The organism is Pseudomonas sp. SDO5215_S409 (assembly GCF_054071325.1).
This window is the reverse complement of the sequence record NZ_JBSVWN010000002.1, coordinates 150,129-176,206: the sequence shown is the minus strand read 5'-3', so window position 1 is coordinate 176,206 and position 26,078 is coordinate 150,129. Positions and strand designations below refer to the sequence as shown.

The following is a 26,078-nucleotide window of genomic DNA, read 5'->3' as shown; positions in this document are numbered from 1 at the left end:
TCTTGTGGCCTACCGACACGGTTCCTATCCTGCGTACTTCGTTTATCCAGGAGGGACGTTTCATGAGTTTTGACCTAGCACTTGAAGGCCGCCGCGCGCTGGTCACCGGTGGCACCAAAGGCATCGGCGCGGCAGTGGTGGCGGTGTTGCGCGCGCAAGGTGTCGAGGTGATTTCGGTGGCCCGCACCCCCGGTGAAACCACCCCTGAGGGTGTGCATTTTATCGCGGCGGATTTAAGCAGCGCGGCCGGTTGTGCGAAGGCGACGGGGGCTGTGATCGAGCAGTTCGGCGGCGTCGATATCATCGTCAACGTCCTTGGCGGCTCCAGTGCGCGCGGCGGTGGTTTTGCCGTGCTGGACGACGAGCAATGGGCCCATGCGCTGAACCAGAACCTGCTGGCCGCCGTGCGGGTTGACCGGGCCTTGTTGCCGGGAATGCTTGCACAGGGTGCGGGGGTGATCATTCATGTCACGTCCATTCAGCGCCAATTGCCCTTGCCGGAATCCACCACGGCCTACGCCGCGGCCAAGGCGGCATTGGCCGCGTACAGCAAGAGCCTGTCCAAAGAAGTGACGCCCAAGGGCATTCGGGTGGTGCGAGTGTCGCCGGGGTGGGTGGAAACCGATGCGGCCGTGGCCTTGGCGCAACGCCTGGCAGAGCAGGCCGGGACCGATTACGACGGAGGCAAGCAGATCATCATGCAGTCGCTGGGCGGGATTCCGCTGGGGCGGCCGGCCAAGCCTCGGGAAGTGGCTGACTTGATCGCTTTTCTCGTTTCACCGCTTGCCGCCTCCATCAGCGGCACCGAATACGTGATCGATGGCGGTACGGTCCCGACGGTTTAACCCTCTGCCGGCTTGGTAGCCCGCCATTTGAGCAGGCCGTCGAGCACCGGGCACAGGCTTTGGCCCCAGTCGGTCAGGCGGTATTCGACCTTGGGCGGCACCACCGGGTAGACCGTGCGTTGCACCAGGCCGTCGGCCTCCAGTTGGCGTAATTGCTGGGCGAGCATTTTCTGCGAGATGTCCGGGATCAGCCGTTCAAGGTCCGAATAACGCTGCACCTGGCCGCCAAACAGGTGAAACAGAATCACCAGTTTCCAGCGCCCGTCGAGCCACTTCAGCGTGGCTTCCACAGCGGCCGCCGCAGTGGTGGCGGTGTAAGGCTCGCTCATCAGTTGCCGCCCTCGGCCTTGCCGCTGCTCACTTCGGCGGGTACGTCATCGCCCGCCATGCGCTTGCGGAACAACCCTGTGCGCGCCAACAGCAACGTGGTCACCGGCACGGTGATCGACAGCAGGATCGGGATCAGCCAGCCGTGCAGCACGGGCCCCGACTTGAGCGTCGAAAAATACACGATCGAGGCCAGCGCCACACACCACGCCCCAATCGTCGAGGCCAGCGCCGGAGGGTGCATGCGCTGGAAGAAATCCTTCAGGCGCAACAGGCCCAACGCGCCAATCAAGGCAAACAGGCTGCTGAGTACCAGCAGCCCGGCAACGATCACTTCAACCCACAGCGGCATCATTCGATCACCTCGCCCCGCAGCAAAAACTTCGCCAGGGCAAACGAGCCCACAAAACCGAACAGCGCAATCAATAGCGCTGCTTCGAAGTAAGTGTCACTGGCGTAGCGGATGCCCAGCGTCAGCATCATCAGCATCGCCATGATATACAGGTAGTCCAGCGCCAATACCCGGTCCTGTGCCGACGGGCCTTTGAACAGGCGCAGCAGCGTCAGGATCATGGCCAGGGAAAACAGGAACAGGCTCAGCAAGATGGCATTGGCGAGCAGGGCACTCATTCGAAGATCTCCATCAGCGGCCGTTCGTAGGTGTGCTTGAAGTGCTGGATAAACTGCGCCTCGTCATCCAGGTCGAACACATGCAACAGCAGCACGCTGCGGTCCAGCGCCAGTTCCGACCAGATGGTGCCGGGAATCACCGTGGTGATCATCGACAGCGCGGCCAGGCCGTTGGCATCGCGCAGCGCCAGCGGGATTTTGATAAAGCGCGAGCGCGGCGGGCGTGAGCCGCTGGTGAGCACGCCCCAGGCCACTTGCAGGTTGGACACGATCACGTCGCGGCCCACCAGCAAGAACAGGCGAATGATCGCCCCCGGGCGGCGAATGCGGATCGGCAGCGGGCGCAGTGGCGCCATCAACAGCGGCGCCAGCACGCCGAGCAGCGCCCCCAGCAGCAGGTTGCCGGGGCTCACCGACAGGTTCAGCACCAGCCACAGCAACCACAGCGCCAGCGACAGCCACGGGGCGGGGAGCAGGCGCTTCATGGCTGCACCTCCTGCGCGGCGGCCTTGGCTTCAGGGCTCAATACCGGGCGGGTTGCCATTACGGCCATCACGTAGTGTTCCGGGTTGTTCAGGCTTTCGGCAGTGGCTTGGGTATAGCGCATCAGTGGTTCGGCCTTGAACGTCAGGGCGATGCACAGGCCCAGCAGGAGGAAGATCGGCACGCACTCAAAGCGGCGCAGCAGCGGCGAAGGGCGTTCCTCCGGCGTCCAGAAACGCTGGGTGCCCAGGCGGGCAAAGGCGATCAGCGAGGCCAGGCCCGACAGGATCAACAACGCGACCAGGCCCCACGCCGCCGGGCGAACGTGGGCGTCAACGTCCGCACCCAGTCCAGTCGGGTTCATCAGGGCGCTGAGCAAACTCAACTTGCCGATAAACCCCGACAGCGGCGGCATGCCGATAATCAGCAGCGCACAGGCAATGAAGCTCAACCCCAGAAACGCCATGGTCCAGGGGATCACCTGGCCGACCACGGCCTTTTGCTCGTCGTCCAGGTTGACCCCGGGCCGTGGGTGCAACGACTCCATGGCCCGGGGCAGCGCGTCGATTTCTTCGTCCAGCGGCAGGTCATTGGCCGAGCGCGAACGCTCGATCAACTCGGCCAGCAGAAACAGTGCGCTCAGGGCGAGCGTCGAGCTGACCAGATAAAACAGCGCCCCGGCCGTGAGGCTCGGCTGGGCGAACCCCACCGCCGACAACAGAATGCCAGCGGACACCAGAATGCTCAGGCTGGCCATGCGCTCCAGGCGCTGGGCGGCGACCATCGCCAACGCCGCACACACAATGGTGGCCATGCCGCCGTACACCAGCCAGTCGCCGCCAAACAGCGCCGAAGCCCCGGCTTGGCCCGAGAACAGCAAGGTCCACAGGCGCAGCACGGTGTACACGCCCACCTTGGTCATGATCGCAAACATCGCCGCCACCGGCGCGCTGGCTGCCGAGTAGGCCGGTGCCAGCCAGAAGTTGAGCGGCCACATGCCGGCCTTGGTCAGAAAAGCGGTGGCCAGAATCGCCGCGCCCGCGTGCAACAGACCGCGATCGGCCTCCGGCACCAGCGGGATTTTCAGCGCCAGGTCGGCGAAGTTCAGGGTGCCGGTGACGCCGTAGATCATCGCCGCGCCAATCAGAAACAGCGACGAGGCCAGCAGGTTGATCGAGATGTAATGCAGCCCCGACGACACCCGCGCCCGGCCCGAGCCGTGCAGCATCAGGCCATAGGAGGCGGCCAGCAACACCTCGAAAAACACGAACAGGTTGAACAGGTCGGCGGTCAGAAAGGCGCCGTACAAGCCCATCAGTTGAACCTGGAACAGCGCATGGAAACTGGTCCCGGCGCGGTCCCAGCGCGCCATGGCGAACAGCAGGGCGCTCACACCGATAACGCCGGTGAGCACCAGCATCAAGGCCGACAGTTGGTCCACCACCAGCACGATACCGAACGGCACCTGCCAGTTGCCCGGTAAATACACGCCGATAGAACCGGGGCCGCCTTCCTGGGTCCAGGACAGCATCAACACCGCGATGCCCAGCCCGACCATGGTCGAGAACAGATTGATCCGCGCCTTCAGCGGGCGGTGTTTCTCGCCGAGCATCAGCATCAAGGCGGCGGTGAGCAGCGGCAGCAGGATCGGCGCGATGATCAGTTGGTTCATCCAGCTCATTCCTTGGGCTCCCGGCCGTCCACGTGGTCGGTGCCGGTCAGGCCCCGGGAGGCCAGCAGCACCACCAGAAACAGCGCGGTCATGGCAAAGCTGATCACGATCGCCGTCAGCACCAGGGCCTGGGGCAGGGGGTCGGTGTAGTGGAGCAGGTCTTGCGGCACGCCGTCCTTGATGATCGGTTCCTTGCCGATAAACAAGCTGCCCATGCTGAAGATGAACAGGTTGACGCCATAGGAGAGCAGGCACAGGCCCATCACCACCTGGAACGTCCGGGGCCGCAGGATCAACCACACGCCGGACGCCGCCAGCACACCAATGGCAATTGCGATGACTTCTTCCATCAGGCGGTTCCTCCTCGGGTGGCCACGGCTTTGGCCTGGTTGACGGGTTTGTGGGCGCGCACCGACTGGTGGCCCAGGGCAGTGAGCATCAACAGCGTCGAGCCGACCACCATGGCGTACACGCCCACGTCAAAGAACAAGGCACTGGCGATATGAATGTCGCCCAGCACCGGCAGGCTCAGGTGCAAGGTGTGGGTGGTCAGGAACGGGTAGCCGACAAACAGCGCACCCAGGCCCGTCAGCGTGGCCGACAGCAGGCCGAAGCCCATCCAGCGCATCGGCCGCAGGCTCATCTGTGCCTCGACCCACTGGGTGCCCGCCACCATGTATTGCAGGATGAACGCCACTGACATCACCAGCCCCGCGACAAAACCGCCGCCCGGTTGGTTGTGGCCGCGCATGAACAGGTAGAACGACACCACCAGGGCAATGGGTAGCAGCAGGCGCACCAGCACCGCGGGCACCATCATGAAGCCCAAGGCGGTGTCGCTGGCCTGGCGCGGGTTGACTAGGTCGGTGGCCACGTCTTTGGCCAGTTGGCGCTGCTGGGGCGGCAGTTCCATGCTTTCCCTGGAAGGGCGGAAGCGGCGCAGCAGGGCGTAGACCGTCAGCGCCACGGCGCCCAGCACGGTGATTTCACCCAGGGTGTCAAAGCCCCGGAAGTCCACCAGCATCACGTTGACCACATTGCTGCCGCCGCCTTCAGGCAGGGCGCGGCTCAGGTAGAAAGAAGAAATATCGTTGGGGGTCTGGCGCGTCAGCATCGCGTAAGAGAGCAGCGCCATGCCGCCGCCCACCACGGTGGACAGCAGCAAGTCGCGCAGACGACGAATGCGGGCCTTGCGCAGCGAGCTGGGCAGGGGCGACACCTCTTCGATCCGCCGGGGCAGCCAGCGCAGGCCCAGCAGGATCAGCACAGTGGTCACCACTTCGACCACCAGTTGCGTCAAGGCAAGGTCGGGCGCCGAGAACCACACAAAGGTCACGCAGGTCATCAGGCCGCACACGCTGACCATGGTCAGGGCCGCCAGCCGGTGATACTTGGCTTGCCAGGCGGCGCCCAGCGCACAGGCGATGGCCAGCAGCCACAGGGTGACAAACACGATGGAGCCCGGGATTTTCGGCCGGTCGCCCCACGTAAGGCCGCTGTGCAGCATGGGGATCAGCCCGGCGACCACCGCCATCGCTACCAGCAAGAACAACTGGGTTTGCAGGCGTTTGGTGCTGATGCGTTTTTCGACCTTGCGCACCCCGCGCATCATCACCACCAGGCAGCGCTCGAACATGCGCTTGCCGTTGAAGTAGCTGATGATCGGCGGGTACTTGAAGCGGCCCCGCTTGAGTTGCTTGCGCAGCAGCAGGTACAGGACCACACCGCCAGACATGGCGATCAGGCTCATGATCATGGGCGCGTTCCAGCCGTGCCAGATAGCCAGGCTGTACTCGGGCAAATCACCGCCCACCACCGGCAATGCGGCGGCGGCCAGCAGCGGGCCTACCATATGGGCCGGGAAGATCCCCACCAACAGGCAGGTGAACACCAGCAACTCCACCGGCGCGCGCATCCAGCGCGGCGGTTCGTGCGGGGTGTGGGGCAGGTCGGTGGCCTTGGGGCCGAAGAACACGTCCACGGTAAAGCGCAAGGCATAGGCCACGCTGAACGTACCGGCGAGGGTCGCGATCACCGGCAAGGCGATTTCGACCCAGGCGGTGGCGGAAATGAACACGGTTTCGGCAAAGAACATCTCTTTGGACAAGAACCCGTTGAGCAACGGCACCCCGGCCATCGACGCACTGGCCACCATCGCCAAGGTCGCCGTATAGGGGATCAGCTTGAACAGGCCGCTGAGCTTGCGGATGTCACGGGTGCCGCTTTCGTGGTCGATGATGCCCGCCGCCATGAACAGCGAGGCTTTGAACGTGGCGTGGTTGAGGATGTGAAACACCGCGGCCACCGCCGCCAGCGGGCTGTTGAGGCCCAGCAGCAAGGTGATCAGCCCCAGGTGGCTGATGGTCGAATACGCCAGCAGGCCCTTGAGGTCGTTCTGGAACATGGCGCAATAGGCGCCGAGTACAAGGGTGATGGCGCCCGCGCCGCCGACGATCCAGAACCATTCCTGGCTGCCGGACAGCGACGGCCACAAGCGGGCCAGCAGGAACACACCGGCTTTCACCATCGTGGCCGAGTGCAGGTAGGCCGATACCGGCGTGGGGGCCGCCATGGCGTGCGGCAACCAGAAATGAAACGGGAATTGGGCACTTTTACTCAAGGCGCCGATCAGCACCAACGCCAGCATGACCGGGTACAACGAATGCGCGCGGATCTGATCGCCCGCCGCCAGCACCAGGTCCAGGTCATAGCTGCCGACGATATGCCCCAGCAACATCACCCCGGCCAGCAGGCACAATCCGCCTGCGCCAGTGACCATCAAGGCCATGTAGGCGCCCCGGCGCGCGTCGGCGCGGTGGTGCCAATAGCCGATCAACAGGAACGAGAACAGGCTGGTCAGTTCCCAGAAAAACACGATCTGAATCAGGTTGCCGGAGATCACCAGCCCCAGCATGGCGCCCATGAACGCCAGGAAAAACGCAAAAAAGCGCGGCACCGGGTCTTGGGGGGACATGTAATAACGCGCGTACAACGCCACCAGCGTGCCGATGCCCAGCACCAGCATCGAGAACAGCCAGGCGAAGCCGTCCATGCGCAGCACCAGGTTGAGCCCCAGGCTGGGCAACCACACAAATTCCTCGCGGATCACGCCGCCGTAGGCGATCTGGGGATATAGCAAGGCAACCTGGACGGTGCCGACCAGCGCCACCAGGCCAGCCAGCAAAGATTCGGTATTACGTGCGTTATGCGGCAGAAGGGCCGCCAGACAGCTGCCAATGAACGGCAGCAGCAGTAGAACTATCAAGGACATAGGCTTCTAATCTGCGGGAGTTTGGGATGCATCATACGTGCCGCTTTCGCGATCACCAAACGGCAACATGTCGCAGAATAGTACAAGGGTAGCCGCAAACTGCTGGCTTCAGGTGGCAAGCGCGGGGCGTTTACCGCTCCACGCTCAATCCTTCAACCCTGCTGCTCTGATTCGGCGGCGTCCTGTACATCCACGGCCTTGGAGCTGCTGCGCTTCATCTCACTGACGATGACGGCGGCGACAATCAATGCCGCACCCACCATGGCGATCGGCGGGAAGCGCTCTCCGGCAATACGTCCGACCACACCGGCCCACACGGGTTCACCTGCATAGATCAGCGTGGCGCGGGTGGGGGAGACGCTTTTCTGCGCCCAGTTCATCGCCACCTGAATCACCGCGCTGGTCAGCCCCAGGCCCACGGCGCTGAACAGCAGCAGCCAGGAAAAGCCCGGCAGCGCCTCGCCCATCGGCACCACCATCAAGAACGACAGCACCGAGGCGGTGGCCAGTTGCACCACCGTGACCCGGCGCACGTCCACCTGGCCTGCGTAAGCGCTGATCAGGATGATTTCGGCGGCGATCGCAATGGCGCCGATCAGCGTGGCGATCTCGCCCGGGCTGAACTTCAGTGAGGCGCCGGCGGGGCCGGTCAGCAGCATCAGCCCGGTAAAGGCCAGCATGATGCCGAGGCTGGGCATCAAGCCCGGGCGGCGCCCCAGCACCAGCCATTGCAACAGCGGCACAAACGGCACGTACAGCGCAGTAATAAAGGCTGACTGGCTGCTGAGGATCGTTTGCAGGCCAATGGTCTGCAACCCGTAGCCAAACATGATCGCCACGCCAATAAAGCAGCCGGCCTTCAACTCAAACAGGGTCAGGTCGCGCAAGGTGCGCAGGGAGAACAGGCCCACCACCGTAGCGGCGGCGGCAAAGCGCAAGCCGACAAAAAACATCGGGCCGCTCACGGCCATGGCGTGCTGCACCAACAAAAAGGTGCCGCCCCAGATCATGGTAATCAGCACCAGCACGCATTCGGCCTTGCTGAAGCGGGAAAACAGCGGGGAGGAAGTCGACGAGGTCATGATGGCTCTGGGCTTGCACGGGAGGGACGCGGACCGCACAATGCGCCGCAGGCTGGGCAGTATACTGCTCAACCCCACCACGTGAGCAATATAGTGCCCAAAGAAAATACTCAACGCGCCTCCGTCCTCCAGCACGTCAGCCAGAACGTTCGCCGCCTGCGTCACGATGCGGGGCTGAGCCAGACCGCCTTGTCGGAAAAGTCCGGCGTGAGCCGACGCATGCTGGTGGCCATCGAGGCTGGCGAGAAAAATGTCAGCCTGAGCACCCTCGACCGCGTGGCCGAAGCCCTGGACGTGGCCTTCAGCGACCTGATCCAGGCCCCCGACGCCCGCGACCCCAGCCGCATCAACGAACTGGCCTGGGCCGGTGAAACGCCCGGCAGCAAAGCCGTGCTGCTGGCCAAGGCCACGGCCCGGCAGGGGGTCGAGCTGTGGGAATGGCGCCTGGAGCCCGGCGATTGCTATGCCTCCGAGCCCGACCTGGAAGGTTGGAGCGAGCAACTGTTCGTGTTTGAAGGCTGCCTGACCCTGAGGGTGGGCGATGAAGAACACACCCTCGGCGCGGGCGAGTTCTTTATGTTCGCCAGCCACCAGCCCCACGGCTATCGCAATGACGGTGAGGTGGCGGTGCGGTTCGTGCGTAACGTGGTGATCTAACTGTTGCGCTGGCAACAGTGGTTGAACACTTTGCCCGCCACCGCCTGCCCATTGCACCCTGCCTAACCGCCAACCCGCTGATTTTATTGGCGATCGTATTCAGGCACGACTCCTGCAACCACCCCCGCATACCCCGTGAGTGGCCCGCGTCAGGAGTGCCGTTTGATGCCCCGTGAAATTCGTTTGAATGCCTTCGACATGAACTGTGTCGGCCACCAGTCCCCTGGCCTGTGGGCCCACCCGCGTGATCGCTCGTGGCAATACAAAGACCTGGAATACTGGACCGAGCTTGCCAAGATCCTCGAGCGCGGCAAATTCGACGGCCTGTTCCTGGCTGACGTGCTGGGCATTTATGACGTGTACAACGGCAACGGCGATGCGGCGATCCGCCAGGCCACGCAAGTGCCGGTCAACGACCCGCTGTCTCTGATCGCGCCCATGGCGCTGGTCACCGAACACCTGGGGTTTGGCCTGACCGCGTCGTTGTCCTTTGAACACCCGTACCCCTTCGCCCGGCGCCTGTCGACCCTCGACCACCTGACCCGCGGGCGCATCGGCTGGAACATCGTCACGTCGTACCTGGAAAGCGGCGCCAAGAACATCGGCCAGCACGCCCAGACCGAACACGATGCGCGCTACGACTACGCCGAGGAATACCTGCAGGTCTGCTACAAGCTCTGGGAAGGCAGCTGGGAGGAGGGCGCCGTGCTGCGCGACCGTGAGCGCGGGGTGTTCAGCGACCCGAGCAAGATTCACGAGATCCGCCATGTGGGCACACACTTCCAGGTGCCGGGCATTCATTTGTGCGAACCCTCGCCGCAGCGCACGCCAGTGCTTTACCAGGCGGGTGCCTCCAGCCGTGGCAAACAATTTGCCGCCGAACAGGCCGAGTGCGTATTCGTCGCGGCGCCGTCCAAGGTGCTGCTCAAGAAAACCGTCGCCGACATCCGCCGCCGCGCGGCCGAAGCGGGGCGTGATCCGGCAAAAGTGCTGATCTTCAACCTGCAAACGGTCATCGTCGACGAAACCGACGCCAAGGCCCAGGCCAAGTTCGAGGACTACAAGTCCTACGTCAGCTACGAAGGCGCCATGGCGTTGATCTCTGGCTGGACCGGCATCGACTTCAGCCAGTTCGACCCCGACGAGCCGCTCAAGCATGTGCACACCAACGCCATCCAGTCGGCGGTCGAAGCGTTTTCCACCGCCGACCCCAACAAGGTCTGGACGCCCCGGGAGCTGGCTGAGTGGGTGGGCATCGGCGGGTTTGGCCCGCTGTTTGTGGGCGGCCCGCAGACCGTGGCCGACCTGTTGCAAGAGTGGGTCGAAGACACCGACGTGGACGGCTTCAACCTGGCCTACGCGCTGACCCACGAAACCTTCATCGACGCCGTGGACTGGCTGGTGCCTGAGCTGCAAAAGCGCGGCGTCTACAAAACCGAATACGCCCCGGGCACGCTGCGCGAAAAACTCTTTGGTGAAGGCCCACGGCTTGCCCCCAACCACCCGGGCGCCAGTTACCGCGACCTCAAGGCCACCAGCCTCTGACGCCTCTCCGGCCAGCGGACCGCCGCACGCTGATTTGACCAATAGGAGCAACCCCTATGCGCGTGCACGGTCCCAAACGATTGACAGCAGTGGCGTGGCCCGCCGAACAGGTCACAGGTTTGCCCCTGGCCTTGATGCAATTGCAGCACTGGGCGCGGGTCACCCCGCTGCGCAATGCGCTGCGCCACATGCGTGATGGCCAATGGCATGCCTGGCGCTGGATCGATGCCCTGCGGGATGTGGAGCGTGTTGCCGACGGTTTGCGCCAGTGGGGGTTCGGCGGGCAGTCGCGCTTGGTGCTCAGCGGTGCTTTTGAACCGCACATGTTGCTGCTGGCGCTGGCGGCGCAGGCCTTGGGCGGGCAGGTCCTGACCCTGGCCGACGACCTGCCTGCCGCGCCGCTGCATCAACAGCTGTGGCGCATCCGCCCCAGCCACGCCTATGTGCCCGGCGCGCAGGCACTGGCGGCCTGGCGGGCGCTGCACGCCAGCAGCGTGGCGCCACGGTGGTTGTTCAGCGAGCAGGAAGCGCCGCCTGCAAACGTGCTGGCCTTTGACCAGTTACTCGGCCCGGCGCAGCGCCTGGGCCATTGGTGGCAGGCGTTGGACAAGCCCGCGCTGTGGAGCACGCAGGGCACGGGCGGGCCAGGCGCGTTGGCCGCCGTGTTGCAGCAGTGGCTGGGCACTGGCCAGAGCCTGGCGCTGGGGCCACCGGGCGAGCACGGTGTGGTGATTCATGACTGGCTGCTTTCACTCGCACGAACGTTAACATCGCGCTAGGCGGCCCCGTGCCATGTACTGGATACTGGCGGCGATCACCGGCGCGACATCTCTCTGGTTAAACAGTAAGGGCATCTTTTCATGAGTGACACTGAACGCGAACAGGCGACGAGCGCCATTCGCACAGCCGATGTGCTGATCATCGGCGGCGGCCTGAGCGGTACGATGCTCGCCGTGCAACTGCTGCGCCTGGCGGGCCCGCGCAAGATCCTGGTGATCGAGCCCCGCGCCGAGCTGGGCCGTGGCGAGGCCTACAGCGCCGTGGAACTGGGCCACACTCTCAACGGCAACGCCGCCCGCATGAGCGTCGACCCCGACAATGCCAACGACCTCACGCAGTGGCTCACCGACTACATCGCCGCAGGCGGCTGGCCGCAATCGGCCGAACAACCCGTGCCGGTCAGCGAACTCTTCCCGCCCCGCGGCATTTTTGGCCTGTATGCGCAGCAGCGCCTGGCTGAGGCGCGGGCCTCCTCGCAGTCGACCGTAGAGCACGTGCGCGCCGAAGTGGTCGACCTGCAGGTCGAACCTGCCAGCGCGTTGCTGACCTTGAGCGACGGCCAGCAACTGCGCGGCACCTTTGCGGTCTTGGCCACCGGCATGTTCCCGGCGGCGCGCACGCCCCAGACCGAGTCCAGCGGCCTGAACGCCGCTGCTGTCGACCCGTGGGACGTGCACGCCATGACCCAGCTCGACCCGCACGCCACCGTGCTGATCATCGGCTCCGGCCTGACCATGGTCGATGCCGTGGTGTCGCTTGAGCAGGCCGGCCACCGCGGCCCCATCCAAGTGTTCTCCCGTCACGGGCTGCTGCCCCACGTGCGCCGCCAACCCCCGGCTTGGGTAGACTTCCTGGCCGACGACCTAAGTCTGCGCAGCCCGCTGCAATTGCTGCGCGAATTGCGTCGCCAATGCCGCCTGGCGCTGGCGCAAGGCATCGACTGGCAAGCGCCGCTGGACACCGTTCGGGTGCACATCGGGCGTTTGTGGAGCCAGGCCAGTGAACGCGAGAAACGCCAGTTCGTGCGCCATGTGCGGCCCTGGTGGGAAAGCCATCACCACCGCTCACCGCCGCTGAGCGCCGAACTGGTGGCGCGCTTGCACGGGGAAGGGCGCCTGCGCATCCAGGCGGCGTCGTTCAAGGGGCTGGTGCCAGCAGGCGATGGCAAGGTGACGATTGGTTTGCGCCCTCGTGGCCAGCAGGCCGTCACCCAGGTGTCTGGCGCTGCGTTGATCAACTCCAGCGGCATCGAATACGACTGGCGCCGCGTGGCCCGACCGTTGCCGCAGCAACTGCTGGCACGCGGGTTGATCCAGCCCGGGCCGCTGGCGCTGGGCATTGCCGCCCACCCGTCGGGCGCGGTGCTGGACGCCCAGGGCGCCGTCAGCTCGCGCCTGTTCGCCATGGGCCCGCCGCTGCGAGGGGTGTGGTGGGAGAGCACGGCGGTCACCGACGTGGCGCTTCAGGCCAAGGCATTGGCCACCCAACTGGCACGCGCCGACTAACGGCGCGCACCCTTTGGCACCGCGCCTTTACCGGCACAAAATCACAGGCAAAAAAAAGCCCGCTGGGGCGGCGGGCTTGATCTACAACGTTTGCAACGGATGAGGCCCCACACTACGACTGAGGATGTGAATAAAACGTGAAAAAAATGTAAGAGAAAACTGTATTTCTTTTGATGTCAAAAATCTGCAAAGCGCTGCTGGGATTGTCCATTCGTCGGGACTGTCATTTCTCACAGCAGACGCTCTCGAGGGGCGGGTATCTGATGGGGCCAGGTGCGTACTTAACCCCCGCACGCCCAGGAGAACGACGATGCCGAGCAAATCTGCCAGTACCCTCAAAGATGTCACGCCCTCCACCGCAAGCAGCGCCTCGGCCGTCGAAGAGGCCAGTGTAGCGTCGCCTGCGCGCGCGGTGGCTCGCAAAAAAAGCACCGTAAAAAAAGCCGCGGCCCCGGCCGATGCGCAATCACCCGCGCGGGTCGAAGACCTGGACTCGCCTTACCCGTCGCCGCAACGAGTGGTGCCGGTGGTCGGGGCCGTGTACGGCCTGGGTCGTCGCCATATTGAAGACGGGTTGATGTACATCTTTGAGCGCTGGTTCGAGTGCAACGCCGGTGATGAATTCAAGATCATGATGAACGGCATCGAAATGGCCAGCGACGTGGTCACCACCGCCACGCAAAATGATGACCGGTTCTACCTGACCATTCCCCGTTCGACCCTGCTGTTGCACTTCGTCGACGGCGTGTACGGCGAAGTCCGGCGGGTGGGCACCGGCGCCATCAGCACCTCGCCGCCCGAGCGCATTCTGATCCTCAACACCTTGCCCGGGGGCGATGGGCCGCCCGAAGGGTCTTACCACCCCGGGTTGGTGTTTTCGCTGTCCCATACCTTTGTCGATGCGGTGGTGGCCGCAGGCGGTGTCAAGGTCACGATCAAGCCCTGGGTCAACATGCGGCTCAATGACCTGGTGATGTTTTACTGGGGGCCTCACCGCTTCGAGCTGCCGCCGATCACCGACCTGCAGGTTGGCCACGACGTGACGTTTACCATTGACTCAGTCTTTCTCGCGGCGGCGGGCAGTGGTCACTTTGTTGTGCAGTTCTATTTGTTCGACGAAGTGCTCGACGAGTCCGGCCCTTATCACCGCTGGAGCAAGCCGATCCCGGTCAATGTGGACCTGGACAAGACCCTGCTGCGCGAACCTGAAGTGGTGGAGGCCGACCCGCAAACCCTGATCCTGGATGCCGATGAACTGCATGGTTTTCCGGCCACCGCCTCGGTCTTTCTGGCCAACAATGACCCTAACTTCATCACCGGCGACTTCATTCTGATGACGATCGAAGGCACCACGGTGGATGGCGAACTCCTGACCTTGAACCTGCGCCAGGAAGCGATCCTGCGCAGCTACAACGACTTCCCGATCCCCAACGCCTTCGTGCGCTCGTTGATCCAGAGCACGTTGACGGTGTACTACCGCCGTGAACGTGGCCTGTTGCCGTCCAGGTCCATCACGGTGGCCATCGCCGGTATTCGCTATGCGTTGCCCAAGCCCGATGTGGACCAGGCCCACGGCCCGTTCGTGGCCCCGGACCTGCCGTACATCACGGTGCGGATGCCGGACTACCAACCGCCCGGCAACACCGGCGACGAGCTGCAAGTCAATATCCTGGGCGAATACCTGGACGGCACCATCGAGCGGGTTTTCAGCAACCGCGCCGCAGGCGGGCACCCGCGCCTGCGCGACTTCATCACCTCCGAATACGCCCGCTTCGAGGGGCTCGCCAAGACGCGGGTGTATTACCGCGTCACCGGGCTTGCCAACATCCGCGAGTCGGAGCGCCGCTACATCCAAGTGGGCCGCCCGCCCCGCGACCTGAGCCCGCCGCACATCCAGGAAGCCGATAACACCCACAATATCGACCCGGATACGTTGGGCAGCGTGGGCACCCTGGAGTCGCGTGCAGAATTCAGGACCGGCGACGAGGTGATCATCCAGTACGTGGGCTCGGTCACCGGCGTGCGGATCGAAGAGTATGTGCTGGCCGTGGCGACCAACCCCTTGCTGACCGATATTCCCAAGCAACTGTTCCTGGACAACCTGGACGGCACCCTTCGCGTCAGCTACGTGCGGATCCGCTTCGGCGTGGCGCAACAGTCCGAAGAAGCGGTGTTTACCGTGGGCCGTGCCCTGGGAGCCTTGGCCATTCCCGAGGTGCTGCAAGCCACCACCGAGCCGGACGAACTGGACCCGGCCCTGGTGGCGCTCAGCGGGGCCACGGTGCGGGTGCGTTATGACACGCCCAAGACCGGCGATAAAGTCGAGGTGTGTTTCCGTGGGCTGGACGGTGCCGGTACGTATTTTGCGGTCGAGGACGCGGTCAGTGGCGTCGGCCATGTCGATTGCGTGGTCCCGCCCGAGGTGATCGGCTTTAACATCCACCCGTTGGGGCGTGGCCTCGAAGTCTCCTACCGCGTGATCCGCAATGGCTTCCCTACACCGTCGCCCGTGCTCTACCTGTACCTGAAGACCTTGAGCCACCTGCCGGGCGCGGAAATCGACGGCATTGGCAAGAGCGCGATTCTGGAGATCCCTAAACTGGACGACCTGGCCCGCACCCGCGTCGCGCCCTGGCTGTACGTGGCGTTGGGGCAGCGCATGTGGCTGCGCTACGCCGGGACCTTTGACGACGACACCGTCTATGAAGAAGAAACCTACGCAGGCCGCGAGGTCGCCGACACCGAACTGCTCAACGGGCCTGCACCCTATGCGCCCGTCGCACGGCTGCGCCGCCTCAAGGACTGGACCGATATGCGGATCGAGTTCGGGGTGACGTTCAACCACAGCAACAACCTGAGCGACGTCGTGTGGTTCGAGACGCGCCACCACATGGTGCAGTCGGAAGTGAACGTGTTCCCGCACCCGGAAATCAAATACGCCACGCCCCCCACCGGGCCAGTGGTGGTCATAAGCCCGGTGACGGTCGAAAACAAATGCCAGGTGCTGGTGTCCTACCCGAACATGAACCAGGGCGGCGTGGACCAAATCACCCTGTACTGGCTCCTGCCCGATGGCACCGCACTGGAAGTCGACACCTTGCCCGGCCTGGATGGCGGCACGGTCACCTTCAATATCTCCAATGACATTGTGGCGGTGAGCATCAACACCACCATTCAACTGCAGTACGAAACGGTGCTGGGCCGCGGGGGCAGTGGCTCATCCGAGGTGCAAAGCGTGACGGTGTTGGCGATCCCGCAGGCCAGCTTGCCCAAGGGCCTGATCAACGGGGTGGGCGATGGTGGCACGATCAACCCGGCCAGCCTGAGCGGCAACGCTGTATTGACGATGGTCAAGTGGCCGTTCAGCCGGGCAGGCCAGTTCGCCTGGATCACCTTGTCCAGCCCCGGGGTGACGGCCCTCAACCTGCTGGTGGCGCACGAGGTCACGCCAAGCGAGGCGGCCAACGGGTTTGCCAATATCGCGGTACTGCGTACGTGGCTGCTGTCTGTGCCCAACAACGGCACGGTGACCGTGACCCCGCACGTCAACTTCGTCAAGCACCCCGACAAGACGCAGGCGGTGGCATTCCCGACCACGCGCTATGTGATCCGGCATACCACGGCGCTCGTGTTCAATGCCCAGACGGTCTACCTGAACCGGTTGACTTACCTGCTCGACGGTTACCCGCAAGTCCTGCCGGCCTTTGGCTCGGGCAACCAGGTTCAATATGGGGCGACCGGGGGGACCGCCCCCTATACCTACTCGTCGTCCAACGGCAACGTGGCCTCGGTTACCAGCAACTCGGGGTTGGTGCAAAGCCGGGGTAACGGCTCGGCGGTGATCACGGTCCGGGATTCGTCAGTGCCTGCCCAGACGCGCAGTTACTCGGTGGTGGTGAGCAACGTGGTGCGCTGTGTCGGCCTGGGCCGGAGCACGTTTGGCAACGTCCGGGCGGCGGCTGCCAATGCGGGTAGCCGCCTGCCAAACCTGGACGAGGCCCGCGCGATACACGCAGCGTACGGCAACCGCTGGCCGATGGGCGTTGCCCTCTACTGGACCTCGACGTTCTCCCACTCGTCGTTCTTCACCAACTATTACTACGCGGTGAACCTCAACACGGGGGAGGTGGGCACCGGCAAGGACAGTGTGGTGGGTGAGCACTTCAACGGTGTCGGCTTGCGCTAGCAGGGCGCTGCATGGCGAGGCGAAACAGGCAGGGGGCCGCGGTGAGACGCGGCCCCCTGTTTTTTTCAGAGGTTCCAGCGTCCGGCGCTCTTGGCCAGGCGCTCACGCATGGCGGTGATGTTGTCGGCCAACTGGCGGGTCAGCAGCCAATACCCGTCAGGCAACGCCGGGGCCGTGGGCAAATGACCGGGCCGCGCCAGTCGATCGGTAGCCCCCGACTTCAACGCCCGCGCCATACCGATCAATTGCACCCGAATCTGACGGTGTTCGGCTTTCAGGGCCAGCTGCAAGTGGGCCATGGCTGGCTCGTCCTTGGGGTCCGGGCGGGTGTTGCCCAAAATCTCCAAGGTGCTGATGCACAGGCGCAAGTGCCGCTGGATGGCATCCAGTTCGGTCATGGACACGCGCACTTCCTTGGACACCGACGGCATCAACGAGCGCAGTTGCAGCATCGCTGCGTTCAAGCGGTTGAGCAGCTTGAGGTGTTCATCGTCGGTCACCGACTGGCCGCTGATGATCCGGCTGTGGATCTGCGCGCAGTCGCGCAAGGCGCTGGCCAGGTTGTAGCGCCAGGAGTACACGGCATACAGCGGCAGCGCGAACGAAAACGCCAGCGCCAGGGCGATGCCGATCAAGATATCGACGGTGCGCCACAGCCCGTCCGACAGCGGGTTGTCACCGTGGCCCGCCACAATGAACACGGTGATCGCCGACAGCAGCGCGGTGTACCCGCCCTTGCCGATGGCGTGGTACGAAAAGAAGCCGCACACCACCGACATCAACAGATACGTGAGCAGCGGCTGGCCCATATACGCCTCCTGCACCACCAGCAACAACCCGACGCTGGCGCCGATCAGCGTGCCATAGGCGCGCTCCATGGCCTTTTTGCCGATATTGCCGTGGTGCTGCAAACCGCCGATCACCACCAGCATCGTCACCGACGCCCACTCACCGTGGGGCAGGTTGATGCCGGTGGTGAGCAAAATGGTGGCCAGCAGGCCGATGGACACGCGCACGGCGTGGATCAGTTTGGCGTGGCGATAGCGGCGATACGGGTCGAGCAGGGGGCGTAGCAGGCGGCGGGCTAGAGGGGGCAGGTTCATCGCGATAAAAATAACCGTCAGGGAAAAGTGCCACAGGGGGGGCTGTGACACTTTCGGGGTTTTTAGAAAATGTAATCGGTGGTCAAAAAGCTCGACTCGCGTTGGCGCAGGATGTCGCTGACCAGGGCCTTGTTGCTCTCCTGGAACTTGGTCGCCACCAGCGTGCGAATCGAAAACACGCGCAACGCATCCTGTACCGACAGCGTGCCCTCGGCCGAGTTCTTGCGCCCGTTGAACGGAAACGTGTCCGGCCCGCGCTGGCACTGGGCGTTGATATTGATGCGGCCCACCTGGTTGGCAAAGGTGTCCACCAGCCGCCCGACCTGGGCCGGGTCGGTGCCGAAAATACTCAACTGCTGGCCAAAGTCCGATTCCAGCACGTAGTCGATCACCGTCTCCAGGTCGCGGTACGGCACGATCGGCACCACCGGCCCGAACTGCTCCTCGTGGTACACGCGCATCTGCGGGTTCACCGGGTACAGCACCGCCGGGTAAAAGAACGAACCCCGGCTCACGCCGCCGTGGGCGTTCACCACCCGCGCGCCTTGCGTGGCCGCGTCGGCGACGAGCCCGTTGAGGTAATCCACCTTGCCTGCCTCTGGCAGTGGCGTCAGCGACACGCCGTCTTCCCAGGGCATGCCGGGCTTCAAGGTGGTCAGCTTGCTGTTGAATTTTTCGATGAAGCGCTCGACCACCGCCTCATGCACAAACAGGATTTTCAACGCCGTGCAGCGCTGGCCATTGAACGACAGCGACCCGGTCAGCGCTTCATTCACCGCGTTGTCCAGGTCGACCTCGGGCAGCACGATCCCCGGGTTCTTGGCATCCAGGCCCAAGGCTGCGCGCAGGCGGTGCGGGCGCGGGTGCAATTTTTTCAGGTCGCTGGCGGCCTTGTTGGTGCCGATAAACGCAAAGATATCGATCTTGCCGCTGGCCATCAGCGCGCTGACGGTTTCGCGGCCGCTGCCGTAGATCACGTTGATCACCCCGGCCGGGAAGCTGTCGCGGAACGCTTCCAACAGCGGGCGAATCAGCAGCACCCCAAGCTTGGCTGGCTTGAACACCACGGTGTTACCCATGATCAATGCCGGGATCAGCGTGGTGAATGTCTCGTTCAACGGGTAGTTGTAAGGCCCCATGCACAGCGCCACACCCAGCGGCACGCGGCGGATCTGGCCGAGGGTATCCTGCTCCAGCTCGAAACGGCTGGAGCGGCGGTCGAGTTCTTTCAGGGCATTGATGGTGTCGGTGATGTAGTCGCACGTGCGATCGAACTCTTTCTGCGAGTCCTTGAGGTTTTTGCCGATCTCCCACATCAGCAGCTTGACCACCGCGTCGCGCTGTTCACGCATGCGCCGCAAAAACGCTTCGACGTGCTGGATACGATCGGCCACGCGCATCGTGGGCCATTCGCCCTGGCCGCGGTCGTAGGCGGCCACGGCGGCGTCCAGCGCGGTCAGGGCGGTGTCGGCGTCCAGCAGCGGCGTGCTGCCGATGATCACCGGCGTATCACCACTGGGCCCGTGCAATTGCACCGGGCTGCGCACTTGGGCCAGGGGGCCGTGCCACTGCCGCAATTGGCCGTTCACCAGGTAGTCCCGCTGTTCAATGGGCGCTGCAAGCCGCCACTGTTCGGGCACATCGGCGGCAGCAGGAAACAGGTCGGCAAGCAGGTTGTCGGTGGTCATGTGGCTACCCCAAGATTGATTGCAAAACGTGTCTAGAGAGTCACCCATCCAAGGCCCGCGTGGCAAGGGCCAGACACATCAGTGCCTGGGCTGGGCCGAGCACCGCCTGGAAAACCTTGCGCACAACCGGGCGCTCGCCGGGTAAACTGCGCGCCTTTCTTGAAGGAGTTCACATGAGTCACTACCAACCGGGCATTCTTGCCGCACCGGTGCCGTTGCAGGCACGCCATCTGTTTTTTGCCGTGCAGAGCGTGGACGCCGTGCCCGCTGCACTCGACGCGCTGGTGCACCTGACGGATTCGGCGGTGGTGGTGGGCTTGGGTGAACCGTTGGTTCAGGCCCTCGGCGCGCACATTGACGGGCTGCGCCCGTTCCCTTCCATCAGCGGGCCGGGGGCCAATAACCCGTCGACCCAGCACGCGCTGTGGGTGTGGTTGCACGGCGTGGACCGAGGCGAGTTGCTGCTGCGCAGTCGCGCCTTTGAAAAGGCCCTGGCCCCGGCGTTCAGCCTGGTGCAAATGACCGAAGGGTTTCGCTACAAGACCGGTTTTGACCTGACCGACTACGAAGACGGCACCGAAAACCCCCACGACGACGCTGCCGTCGAGGCGGCCATTGTCGAAGGGGGTGCAAGCTTTGCCGCGATCCAGCAATGGCAGCACGACCTGGACGGCTTTGCCGCATTGGCGCCCCAGGAGCGCGACCACATCATCGGCCGCCGCCATGGCGACAACGAAGAACTGGACGACGCGCCCGAGTCGGCCCACGTCAAGCGCACCGCCCAGGAAAGCTTCAGCCCCGAGGCCTTTGTGGTACGCCGCTCCATGCCGTGGGCCGAGAACGGCCAGGCCGGGCTGATGTTCCTTGCCTTTGGCCATTCGTTCGACGCGTTCGAAGCGCAGCTGCGGCGCATGAGCGGCCTGGAAGACGGCATCGTCGACGGCCTGTACCGCATCAGCACGCCACTGACCGGCGGCTATTACTGGTGCCCGTCGCTCAAGGACGGGCACCTGGACCTCAGCGCGTTGCCTCGCTAAGCGCTAGCCCCCCTAGCGGTGAATCTCGATCTGGCGGTAGCCCATCTTGTACATGCAGTCTTTGATCACCACTTGCCGGGCGTTTTCATTGAGGTCGGTGGAGTTGTAGGTGGTGTTGGTGTAGCTGTGTGCGCGCTTGCCGCACTTGTTCTGCACATACGGGCTGCAATTGTCGCCGGTGGTTTGCGATGACTCGCTGGTGACCACGTAGCTGGGCGGCACGGCGCGAATCGCGTCGGCGCTGCAGCTGAGCACTTGTCGGTCCTTTTGCTCGCGGGTGGTGTTGTCTTTGTACCAGTCGTACTGGACGCAACCCGTCAGGAGCAGGGCTGTGGCGGCGCAGATCAGGGGCAGTTTCATACGGTGTCCAACGGGGGCAGGGTTTCTGAGAAGGTGTCGAGAAGGCGACAAAAGGCCGGTCACGCGAATGACCGGCCTTTTTTGTGTAAAAACGCAGGTATTAGATCACGCCACAGGCCACGCGATCACCACCACCGCCCAGAGGCTTGGGCATGTCGGAGTGGTTGTCGCCGCCGGCATGCAGCATCAGGGCGTGGCCCTTGATCTGGGCGATGGTTTTAAGGCGCGGCGCCAGCACCGGGTTGGTGGAGGTGCCGTCCATGTTCACGTACAGCGCAGGCAGGTCGCCCAGGTGACCGTCGGCGTAAGGGCCCAGGTGCTTGCCGGTTTTTTCCGGGTCGAAGTGACCGCCAGCGGCCAGGGCCGCGACTTTCACGCCGTCTTTCACACCGGCCTCGCAGCTGCCGTTTTCATGGATATGAAAGCCGTGGATGCCCATGGGCAGGGATTTGAGGTCTGGGGTGAAGATCAGGCCATAGGCCGACTCGCTGACCGTCACGGTGCCAATCGGCTGCGGGGCGCCGTCGGCACTCACCAGGTTGACCGGTACTTGCAAGGACGCCGCCTGGGCGCTGCCGATGGCGAGGAGACTGACAAGGCTGAGCCAGTGGATACGAGACATGGGAGGGTTCCTGATAGTTATGGGTGTTGGGCAGTGTCAGGAAATACAACAGCCCGGCCGTTCAAATAATTCCGCCGGAAAAACAAATTTTTCCAGCGGAATAAACCCCGAGGCTCAGCCGTTGAGCATCTCCATGGCCACCGACGACGACGGCGCCCGCTCCACACTCATGCACCGTCGGCAGCTGTAGACCCCCAGCACCACGGGGCGTGGCGCAGGCTGGACCGGCGCACGTTCGACCCAGGTCGGCGCGACAAAGCGATAACCCTGGCCCGCCGCCGTGGCGATGTAGGAGGCGTCGTCATCCCCCAAGGCCCGGCGGAGGGTCTTGATCTGCGTGCGCAGGTTGCATTCTTCCACCACCAGCCGTGGCCAGCCGATGTCGAGCAATTCGGTTTTTTCCAGCAGTTCGCCGGGGCGCGAGGCCAGGGCGATCAGCAGCGTCAGGGCGCGGTTGCCCAGGCTGACGGGTTCGCCGTGTTTGAGCAGCAGATGACGTTTGGGCAGCAGCTGATAAGGGCCGAAATGGATCTCAAGGGACGCTTCGCGTTCAAGGGAGCTGCGTTGTGAGTACGTCATGTGAATACCTTTGTGCGGTGTGGAACAAAACCTTGCGTGTCTCCCTGTCGCGCAAGGTTCATGGGGGTTCAAGTGTTAATGGGGGGAATCGGGTCTGCCGGGTAGTCGCCCGGCATTTCGGGGCCGCCGGTCAGGCCGTACTGCTTGAGGATCGGCGCCAGTTGCCCGTAGAACGCGTCTTGCGCCTTGCCGTGGGCGTCGGCCAGGGCGAAAGGCAGGAACGCGCTGCCGATTCCGCCCAGAATCGCGGCGGCGCCGCCCAAAATGCCGCTCAAGGTGCCCGCCACGGCGCCCACTTCCGAGGCGCCGTAGAGCCCGGCCCCGGCTTCCACCAGGCCGGCCACGGCCGCGCCGGTGCCGAGTACGCCGGTGGCGACCGAGAAACTGCCGGTGAGGTAATCGCCTTTTTTCAGCGAGTCCACGCCGCTGATCACGCCGAGCACGCCACCGATAATGCCGCCGGCCGAACCGATGACCTTACCGGCCACGCCGATATTGGCGATCTGCTGGGGTGACAGCGGGCCCTTGCCCACTGGGATCTTGCCGGGGAAGTCACCGATGGTGCCGCCATCCGGGCGGTTGACCCAGGTCACGCCGTACCCGGCTTCCTTGGCGTACTTGGTGCCGCCCTCCAGCAACAGGCCGGTGAACTGCAACCCGGCGGACACCCGGTTGGCATCGGCCACCGGCGTGGTACTGCCGCTGGCCGAACGCGCGATCAGCACGCCGCTCATCAACACGGCGCTGCCAATGTGCAACAGGCCTTGCTTGAACGCCGGGCTCACATCGCCAAACTTCATGCCCTCGATGGCCTTGGGCAGGGCGTCGGCGATCTTGTCGCCCTGGCGCCCGATGTCCCACACCGAACGCAGCATGGACACCACCTGCGCCGGGTCGATCTTGCCGCCGTCGGCCGTGACAAACATCTCGGGGTCTTTTTGCGCGGCATCGTTGATGGCCGCCGTCACCTTGGCTTCGTCGAAATTGCCGTTGCCATCGCCCAGCGTGACGTTGAGCGTGTCGGTACTGGCGCTACCGAGCAGGGTGTCGCCCAGCGCTTCGTTGAAGTTGACCTGCAACGTCGCCGCGTCATCGGCAGACGCCTTGTCGCCCAGGAACGCCTGGGCCGAGGCGGTACTGGCCGCGAAACTGTTGGCCGCCACGGTGGGGTCCATGCCACCGGCCACCGCGTCGGTGAAGGCTTTGCCGGTGACCAGCTCGTTTTTGTAGTACTGCTGGATCGCGTCGCTTTGCCCGGCCTTGTCGGCAAGGGCCGTGAGGTCGACATGGCCGTTGCCGCCCAGGGCCAGGTTGACGATGGTCGCGTCGTTGGCCGCGTTTTGCAGGCCCACGCCCATGTCGATCGGCTTGCCGTTGGCGTCCTTGGCATTGAGATTGTCGGTGAGGTTTTTGCCCGACTCGATGTCGTTGCCGTTGTAGTTCTGCATCGCGACTTTGATTGTCGGGTCGCTGTCGACAATGTCTGCCAGCGCCGGGCCGCGATTGTTTTGCAGGAAACCTTGCACGTCGGGGTCGGCCGACAGCGTTTCGATCGCGCTCTGCAACTGCGCCTTGATCTTGTCCTCGTTGGGGTTCAGGCCCCAGTTGGGCGAGGTGTACTTGTCCATCAAGCCTTCGTTGGGCACGTAGTCGCTGACCAACAGGCGGGTTTGCGCGTCGGTCAGTTGCACCAGCACCGCGGCCTTTTGCTCGCCGGTGTAGTTCTGCGGGTTGGCCAGCACGTCGGCGGTGAGCCCCGAGGTGTCAACGCCCGCCACCGCGTCACGGGTGGCGGCGCTGTCCAGGAAGGTCAGGGTGTCGCTGTCGCTTTTGGGGGCTTGTTTTTCCAGCCACGCGCCGATGTTGTCGCGGGTGCCGATGCCGTCCGACTTGCCGGTGGCCGGGTTATCGCCGCCGGTTTCCAGGGCGCGGAACATCCCTGGCTTGGACCACATGGCCGCCGCGCCGGTCAGCTCGGAACTCAACGCCGAGTCGCTGCCCAGGGCCTGCAAGTTATCGGCGCGGAACATCCCGTCGTTGCTGCGCTGGTTTGTGGCACCCGGCAGCATGGCCGGGCCTGCACCGGCGACCAGGCTTTCGTTGGCCATCAAAATGGCGGCGGACTTGGCGTTGGCCTTTGCCAGGTCACCCGGGTTGTTGCCCAGGAAACTGCCATAGGACTTGGACGCCGCGCCCAGGTCGCTGTTGGTGTTGCTGATGAAGTGGTCCACGTCCGCATGGGTGATCACCCGATCGGCCTTGCCGCGCCCGCCGGTGTCCAGCGCTGCGCCGAAATTGGGGCTGCTGGCCACGAACTTGAGCACGGCCTGGGCCTCGGGCGGCAGGGTGCTGGGCGGGTTGGCGAAGTCGATCGGTGCACCGTGCAAACCCCACGCATCCCAGTTTTGCGAGAGCAACTGGGCGGCGGCGCGTGGCCGGTTCAGGTCCAGTTCTTCCTTGGTGGGCGTGCCGCTGGTGTTGCCAGTGATGGTGTCCCAGTCCTTGGCGCCAGACACGCCAAAGGAGGCGTTGTCGATCCAGGAGGTGTCCACGGCGCCGGGTGCTCCGGCGGCACCGGCCTGCAATTTGACGATCTGGTCATACAGCGCCGGGGTTTCATCCTGGGACACGATCACCTTGTCGCCGGACGCCGCGGTGTAGCGAATCAGCCCCGGGCCGACTTCTTCTGGCGGGCCGATGGCGGCGGACGGGTCGAACGTCTCGTCGGGGCCAGCCAGGCGGTAGCCTTCGGCCTGGCTTGCGTTGATCGCGAAGATCTTGGTCGAGTCACCGCTGACCTGGGCGAACAGCTGTGGCGTTTCCTTCTGGCTGACCACGATTTTTTCGCCAGAAAACGTCTCGTAGCGCATCAGCCCAGGGCCCAGCTCGGTGGTGCTGCTGATGAATTTGTAGTTGCCCAGGCCCGGCGCCACGGTGCTGGCGTCGGCTTCGGTGTAACCGGCGCTTTTGCTGTCGGCCAGGTTTTTTTCGAAGCTGGCGTCGTTCTGCTGGCTGTTGTACTGGTCCACCAGTTGCTCGAACAGGCGGGGGTTGTCGATCTGCTTGAGGGTGACCGGTTTGTCGCTGCCCAGCGGCGTGTAGGTGATGGTGTTGTTCACCGGCGCCTGCACGTTCTGGTAGGGCAGTGGAATCGACGGCCCGCGAATCGTCGAAGGGTCGAAAGCGGGGCGGTCGACGGCGGTGAACAGTGCGGTTTCGAATTTTTTCCGGGAGCCGTCCGTCCCTGTCTTTTCAGCAGGATCAAGGCCATTCGGGATCGCAGTCATAGAGCACCTGGAAGTTGTCTTATATCCAAATTGTTAGTGCAAGGGCACTAAGTAGCGGCGTGCGCAAGTTCAAAAGGTGGCAGCGCGCACGCCTGCGCCGAGATATAAAACGCGATGATTAAGTCGCTTTTGTTACAAATTGAAATATCTATAAAGTTGGGCGAAGTGCTATGAGCCAGAAATGTGAAGTTGCCCGCGTTATTTCCGACAAACGTCGTGTGCTCAGCCCACCTCGGCGGGTTTTTATCGGCCTGAACGGGCCTTCATCTCCGCGCTTTTAATCCAAGAGGCCCGTAATCATTGGGCTGTAGCCTGTCGGGTTTTTTCGGCGAAAGTTCCGTGACGTTCAGGAGGTGAGTTTGGCTCAACGCCAGGTTGAGCCGAATTTTTCACAACCGTCCGTCTAAACGTTTCACAAG

The 26,078-nt window shown here is 63.9% G+C and carries 21 protein-coding genes; 7 read left to right on the top strand and 14 right to left on the bottom strand.

Features of this window, described 5'->3' with window-relative positions; genetic code table 11:
• Window positions 1–62: 62 nt before the first annotated feature.
• On the top strand, window positions 63–845 hold the full coding sequence (locus tag ACW9H9_RS01660) for an SDR family oxidoreductase (RefSeq protein WP_457341266.1): 783 nt from the start codon (window positions 63–65) through the stop codon (window positions 843–845).
• On the opposite strand, the gene ACW9H9_RS01655 is transcribed toward ACW9H9_RS01660, so the two are convergent.
• The 8 genes from ACW9H9_RS01655 to ACW9H9_RS01620 form a co-directional block, all read right to left on the bottom strand.
• A complete protein-coding gene (locus ACW9H9_RS01655; protein WP_457341265.1) occupies window positions 842–1,174 on the bottom strand; it encodes a winged helix-turn-helix transcriptional regulator in 333 nt (110 codons plus the stop codon). The two genes, ACW9H9_RS01660 and ACW9H9_RS01655, sit on opposite strands and share 4 nt — an antisense overlap.
• The gene (locus tag ACW9H9_RS01650; RefSeq protein ID WP_457341264.1) at window positions 1,174–1,527 is read right to left on the bottom strand and encodes a Na+/H+ antiporter subunit G; all 354 of its coding nucleotides are present in this window, start codon (window positions 1,525–1,527) and stop codon (window positions 1,174–1,176) included. Before ACW9H9_RS01650 ends, ACW9H9_RS01655 begins: the two co-directional genes overlap by 1 nt.
• The gene (locus ACW9H9_RS01645) at window positions 1,524–1,802 is read right to left on the bottom strand and encodes a K+/H+ antiporter subunit F (protein ID WP_457341263.1); all 279 of its coding nucleotides are present in this window, start codon (window positions 1,800–1,802) and stop codon (window positions 1,524–1,526) included. Before ACW9H9_RS01645 ends, ACW9H9_RS01650 begins: the two co-directional genes overlap by 4 nt.
• The gene (locus ACW9H9_RS01640) at window positions 1,799–2,287 is read right to left on the bottom strand and encodes a Na+/H+ antiporter subunit E (protein WP_457341262.1); all 489 of its coding nucleotides are present in this window, start codon (window positions 2,285–2,287) and stop codon (window positions 1,799–1,801) included. The genes ACW9H9_RS01645 and ACW9H9_RS01640 overlap by 4 nt, the downstream gene beginning before the upstream one ends.
• Window positions 2,284–3,966 (bottom strand): monovalent cation/H+ antiporter subunit D, encoded by a 1,683-nt coding sequence (locus ACW9H9_RS01635; protein ID WP_457341261.1) that lies wholly within the window; start codon window positions 3,964–3,966, stop codon window positions 2,284–2,286. Before ACW9H9_RS01635 ends, ACW9H9_RS01640 begins: the two co-directional genes overlap by 4 nt.
• The gene (locus tag ACW9H9_RS01630) at window positions 3,963–4,307 is read right to left on the bottom strand and encodes a Na+/H+ antiporter subunit C (RefSeq protein ID WP_007986256.1); all 345 of its coding nucleotides are present in this window, start codon (window positions 4,305–4,307) and stop codon (window positions 3,963–3,965) included. The genes ACW9H9_RS01635 and ACW9H9_RS01630 overlap by 4 nt, the downstream gene beginning before the upstream one ends.
• A complete protein-coding gene (locus ACW9H9_RS01625; protein ID WP_457341260.1) occupies window positions 4,307–7,228 on the bottom strand; it encodes a monovalent cation/H+ antiporter subunit A in 2,922 nt (973 codons plus the stop codon). Before ACW9H9_RS01625 ends, ACW9H9_RS01630 begins: the two co-directional genes overlap by 1 nt.
• 152 nt (window positions 7,229–7,380) lie before the next feature.
• Window positions 7,381–8,310, bottom strand: coding sequence for a DMT family transporter (locus tag ACW9H9_RS01620; protein ID WP_457341259.1), 930 nt, complete (start codon window positions 8,308–8,310; stop codon window positions 7,381–7,383).
• Between the two features lie 93 nt (window positions 8,311–8,403).
• Here ACW9H9_RS01620 and ACW9H9_RS01615 point away from each other — a divergent pair, with 93 nt between their 5' ends.
• The 5 genes from ACW9H9_RS01615 to ACW9H9_RS01595 all read left to right on the top strand — a co-directional run bounded on the left by ACW9H9_RS01615 (window position 8,404) and on the right by ACW9H9_RS01595 (window position 16,983).
• Window positions 8,404–8,967 (top strand): helix-turn-helix domain-containing protein, encoded by a 564-nt coding sequence (locus tag ACW9H9_RS01615; protein WP_457341258.1) that lies wholly within the window; start codon window positions 8,404–8,406, stop codon window positions 8,965–8,967.
• 165 nt (window positions 8,968–9,132) lie between these two features.
• Window positions 9,133–10,512, top strand: coding sequence for an LLM class flavin-dependent oxidoreductase (locus ACW9H9_RS01610; protein WP_457341257.1), 1,380 nt, complete (start codon window positions 9,133–9,135; stop codon window positions 10,510–10,512).
• A gap of 56 nt (window positions 10,513–10,568) precedes the next feature.
• Complete coding sequence (locus tag ACW9H9_RS01605; protein WP_457341256.1) at window positions 10,569–11,291, top strand: hypothetical protein; 723 nt, start codon at window positions 10,569–10,571, stop codon at window positions 11,289–11,291.
• A gap of 81 nt (window positions 11,292–11,372) precedes the next feature.
• Complete coding sequence (locus tag ACW9H9_RS01600; protein ID WP_457341255.1) at window positions 11,373–12,797, top strand: FAD/NAD(P)-binding protein; 1,425 nt, start codon at window positions 11,373–11,375, stop codon at window positions 12,795–12,797.
• Between the two features lie 310 nt (window positions 12,798–13,107).
• Window positions 13,108–16,983, top strand: coding sequence for a hypothetical protein (locus ACW9H9_RS01595; protein ID WP_457341254.1), 3,876 nt, complete (start codon window positions 13,108–13,110; stop codon window positions 16,981–16,983).
• 65 nt (window positions 16,984–17,048) lie between these two features.
• On the opposite strand, the gene ACW9H9_RS01590 is transcribed toward ACW9H9_RS01595, so the two are convergent.
• Together ACW9H9_RS01590 and ACW9H9_RS01585 are read right to left on the bottom strand one after the other, a co-directional pair.
• Entirely contained in the window at window positions 17,049–18,086 is a 1,038-nt protein-coding gene (locus ACW9H9_RS01590) for an FUSC family protein (RefSeq protein ID WP_457341320.1), read from the bottom strand.
• Window positions 18,087–18,148: 62 nt separating this feature from the next.
• Window positions 18,149–19,774, bottom strand: a complete 1,626-nt coding sequence (locus ACW9H9_RS01585; protein WP_457341253.1) for an NADP-dependent glyceraldehyde-3-phosphate dehydrogenase — start codon at window positions 19,772–19,774, stop codon at window positions 18,149–18,151.
• A gap of 173 nt (window positions 19,775–19,947) precedes the next feature.
• On the opposite strand from ACW9H9_RS01585, the gene ACW9H9_RS01580 reads away from it, so the two are divergent.
• Window positions 19,948–20,811 (top strand): Dyp-type peroxidase, encoded by an 864-nt coding sequence (locus ACW9H9_RS01580; protein WP_457341252.1) that lies wholly within the window; start codon window positions 19,948–19,950, stop codon window positions 20,809–20,811.
• Window positions 20,812–20,823: 12 nt separating this feature from the next.
• On the opposite strand, the gene ACW9H9_RS01575 is transcribed toward ACW9H9_RS01580, so the two are convergent.
• From ACW9H9_RS01575 to ACW9H9_RS01560, 4 genes are all read right to left on the bottom strand, one after another.
• On the bottom strand, window positions 20,824–21,171 hold the full coding sequence (locus ACW9H9_RS01575; protein WP_457341251.1) for a hypothetical protein: 348 nt from the start codon (window positions 21,169–21,171) through the stop codon (window positions 20,824–20,826).
• A gap of 100 nt (window positions 21,172–21,271) precedes the next feature.
• Window positions 21,272–21,793: a superoxide dismutase [Cu-Zn] SodC gene (sodC, locus tag ACW9H9_RS01570; protein ID WP_457341250.1), complete on the bottom strand. Its 522-nt coding sequence runs from the start codon at window positions 21,791–21,793 to the stop codon at window positions 21,272–21,274.
• A 114-nt stretch (window positions 21,794–21,907) separates the two neighbouring features.
• Entirely contained in the window at window positions 21,908–22,372 is a 465-nt protein-coding gene (locus ACW9H9_RS01565) for a winged helix-turn-helix domain-containing protein (protein ID WP_457341249.1), read from the bottom strand.
• Window positions 22,373–22,440: 68 nt separating this feature from the next.
• Window positions 22,441–25,659 carry a type III effector HrpK domain-containing protein gene (locus ACW9H9_RS01560; protein ID WP_457341248.1) on the bottom strand — a complete coding sequence of 1,073 codons (3,219 nt, stop codon included), beginning with the start codon at window positions 25,657–25,659 and terminating at the stop codon, window positions 22,441–22,443.
• Between the last annotated feature and the right edge of the window lie 419 nt (window positions 25,660–26,078).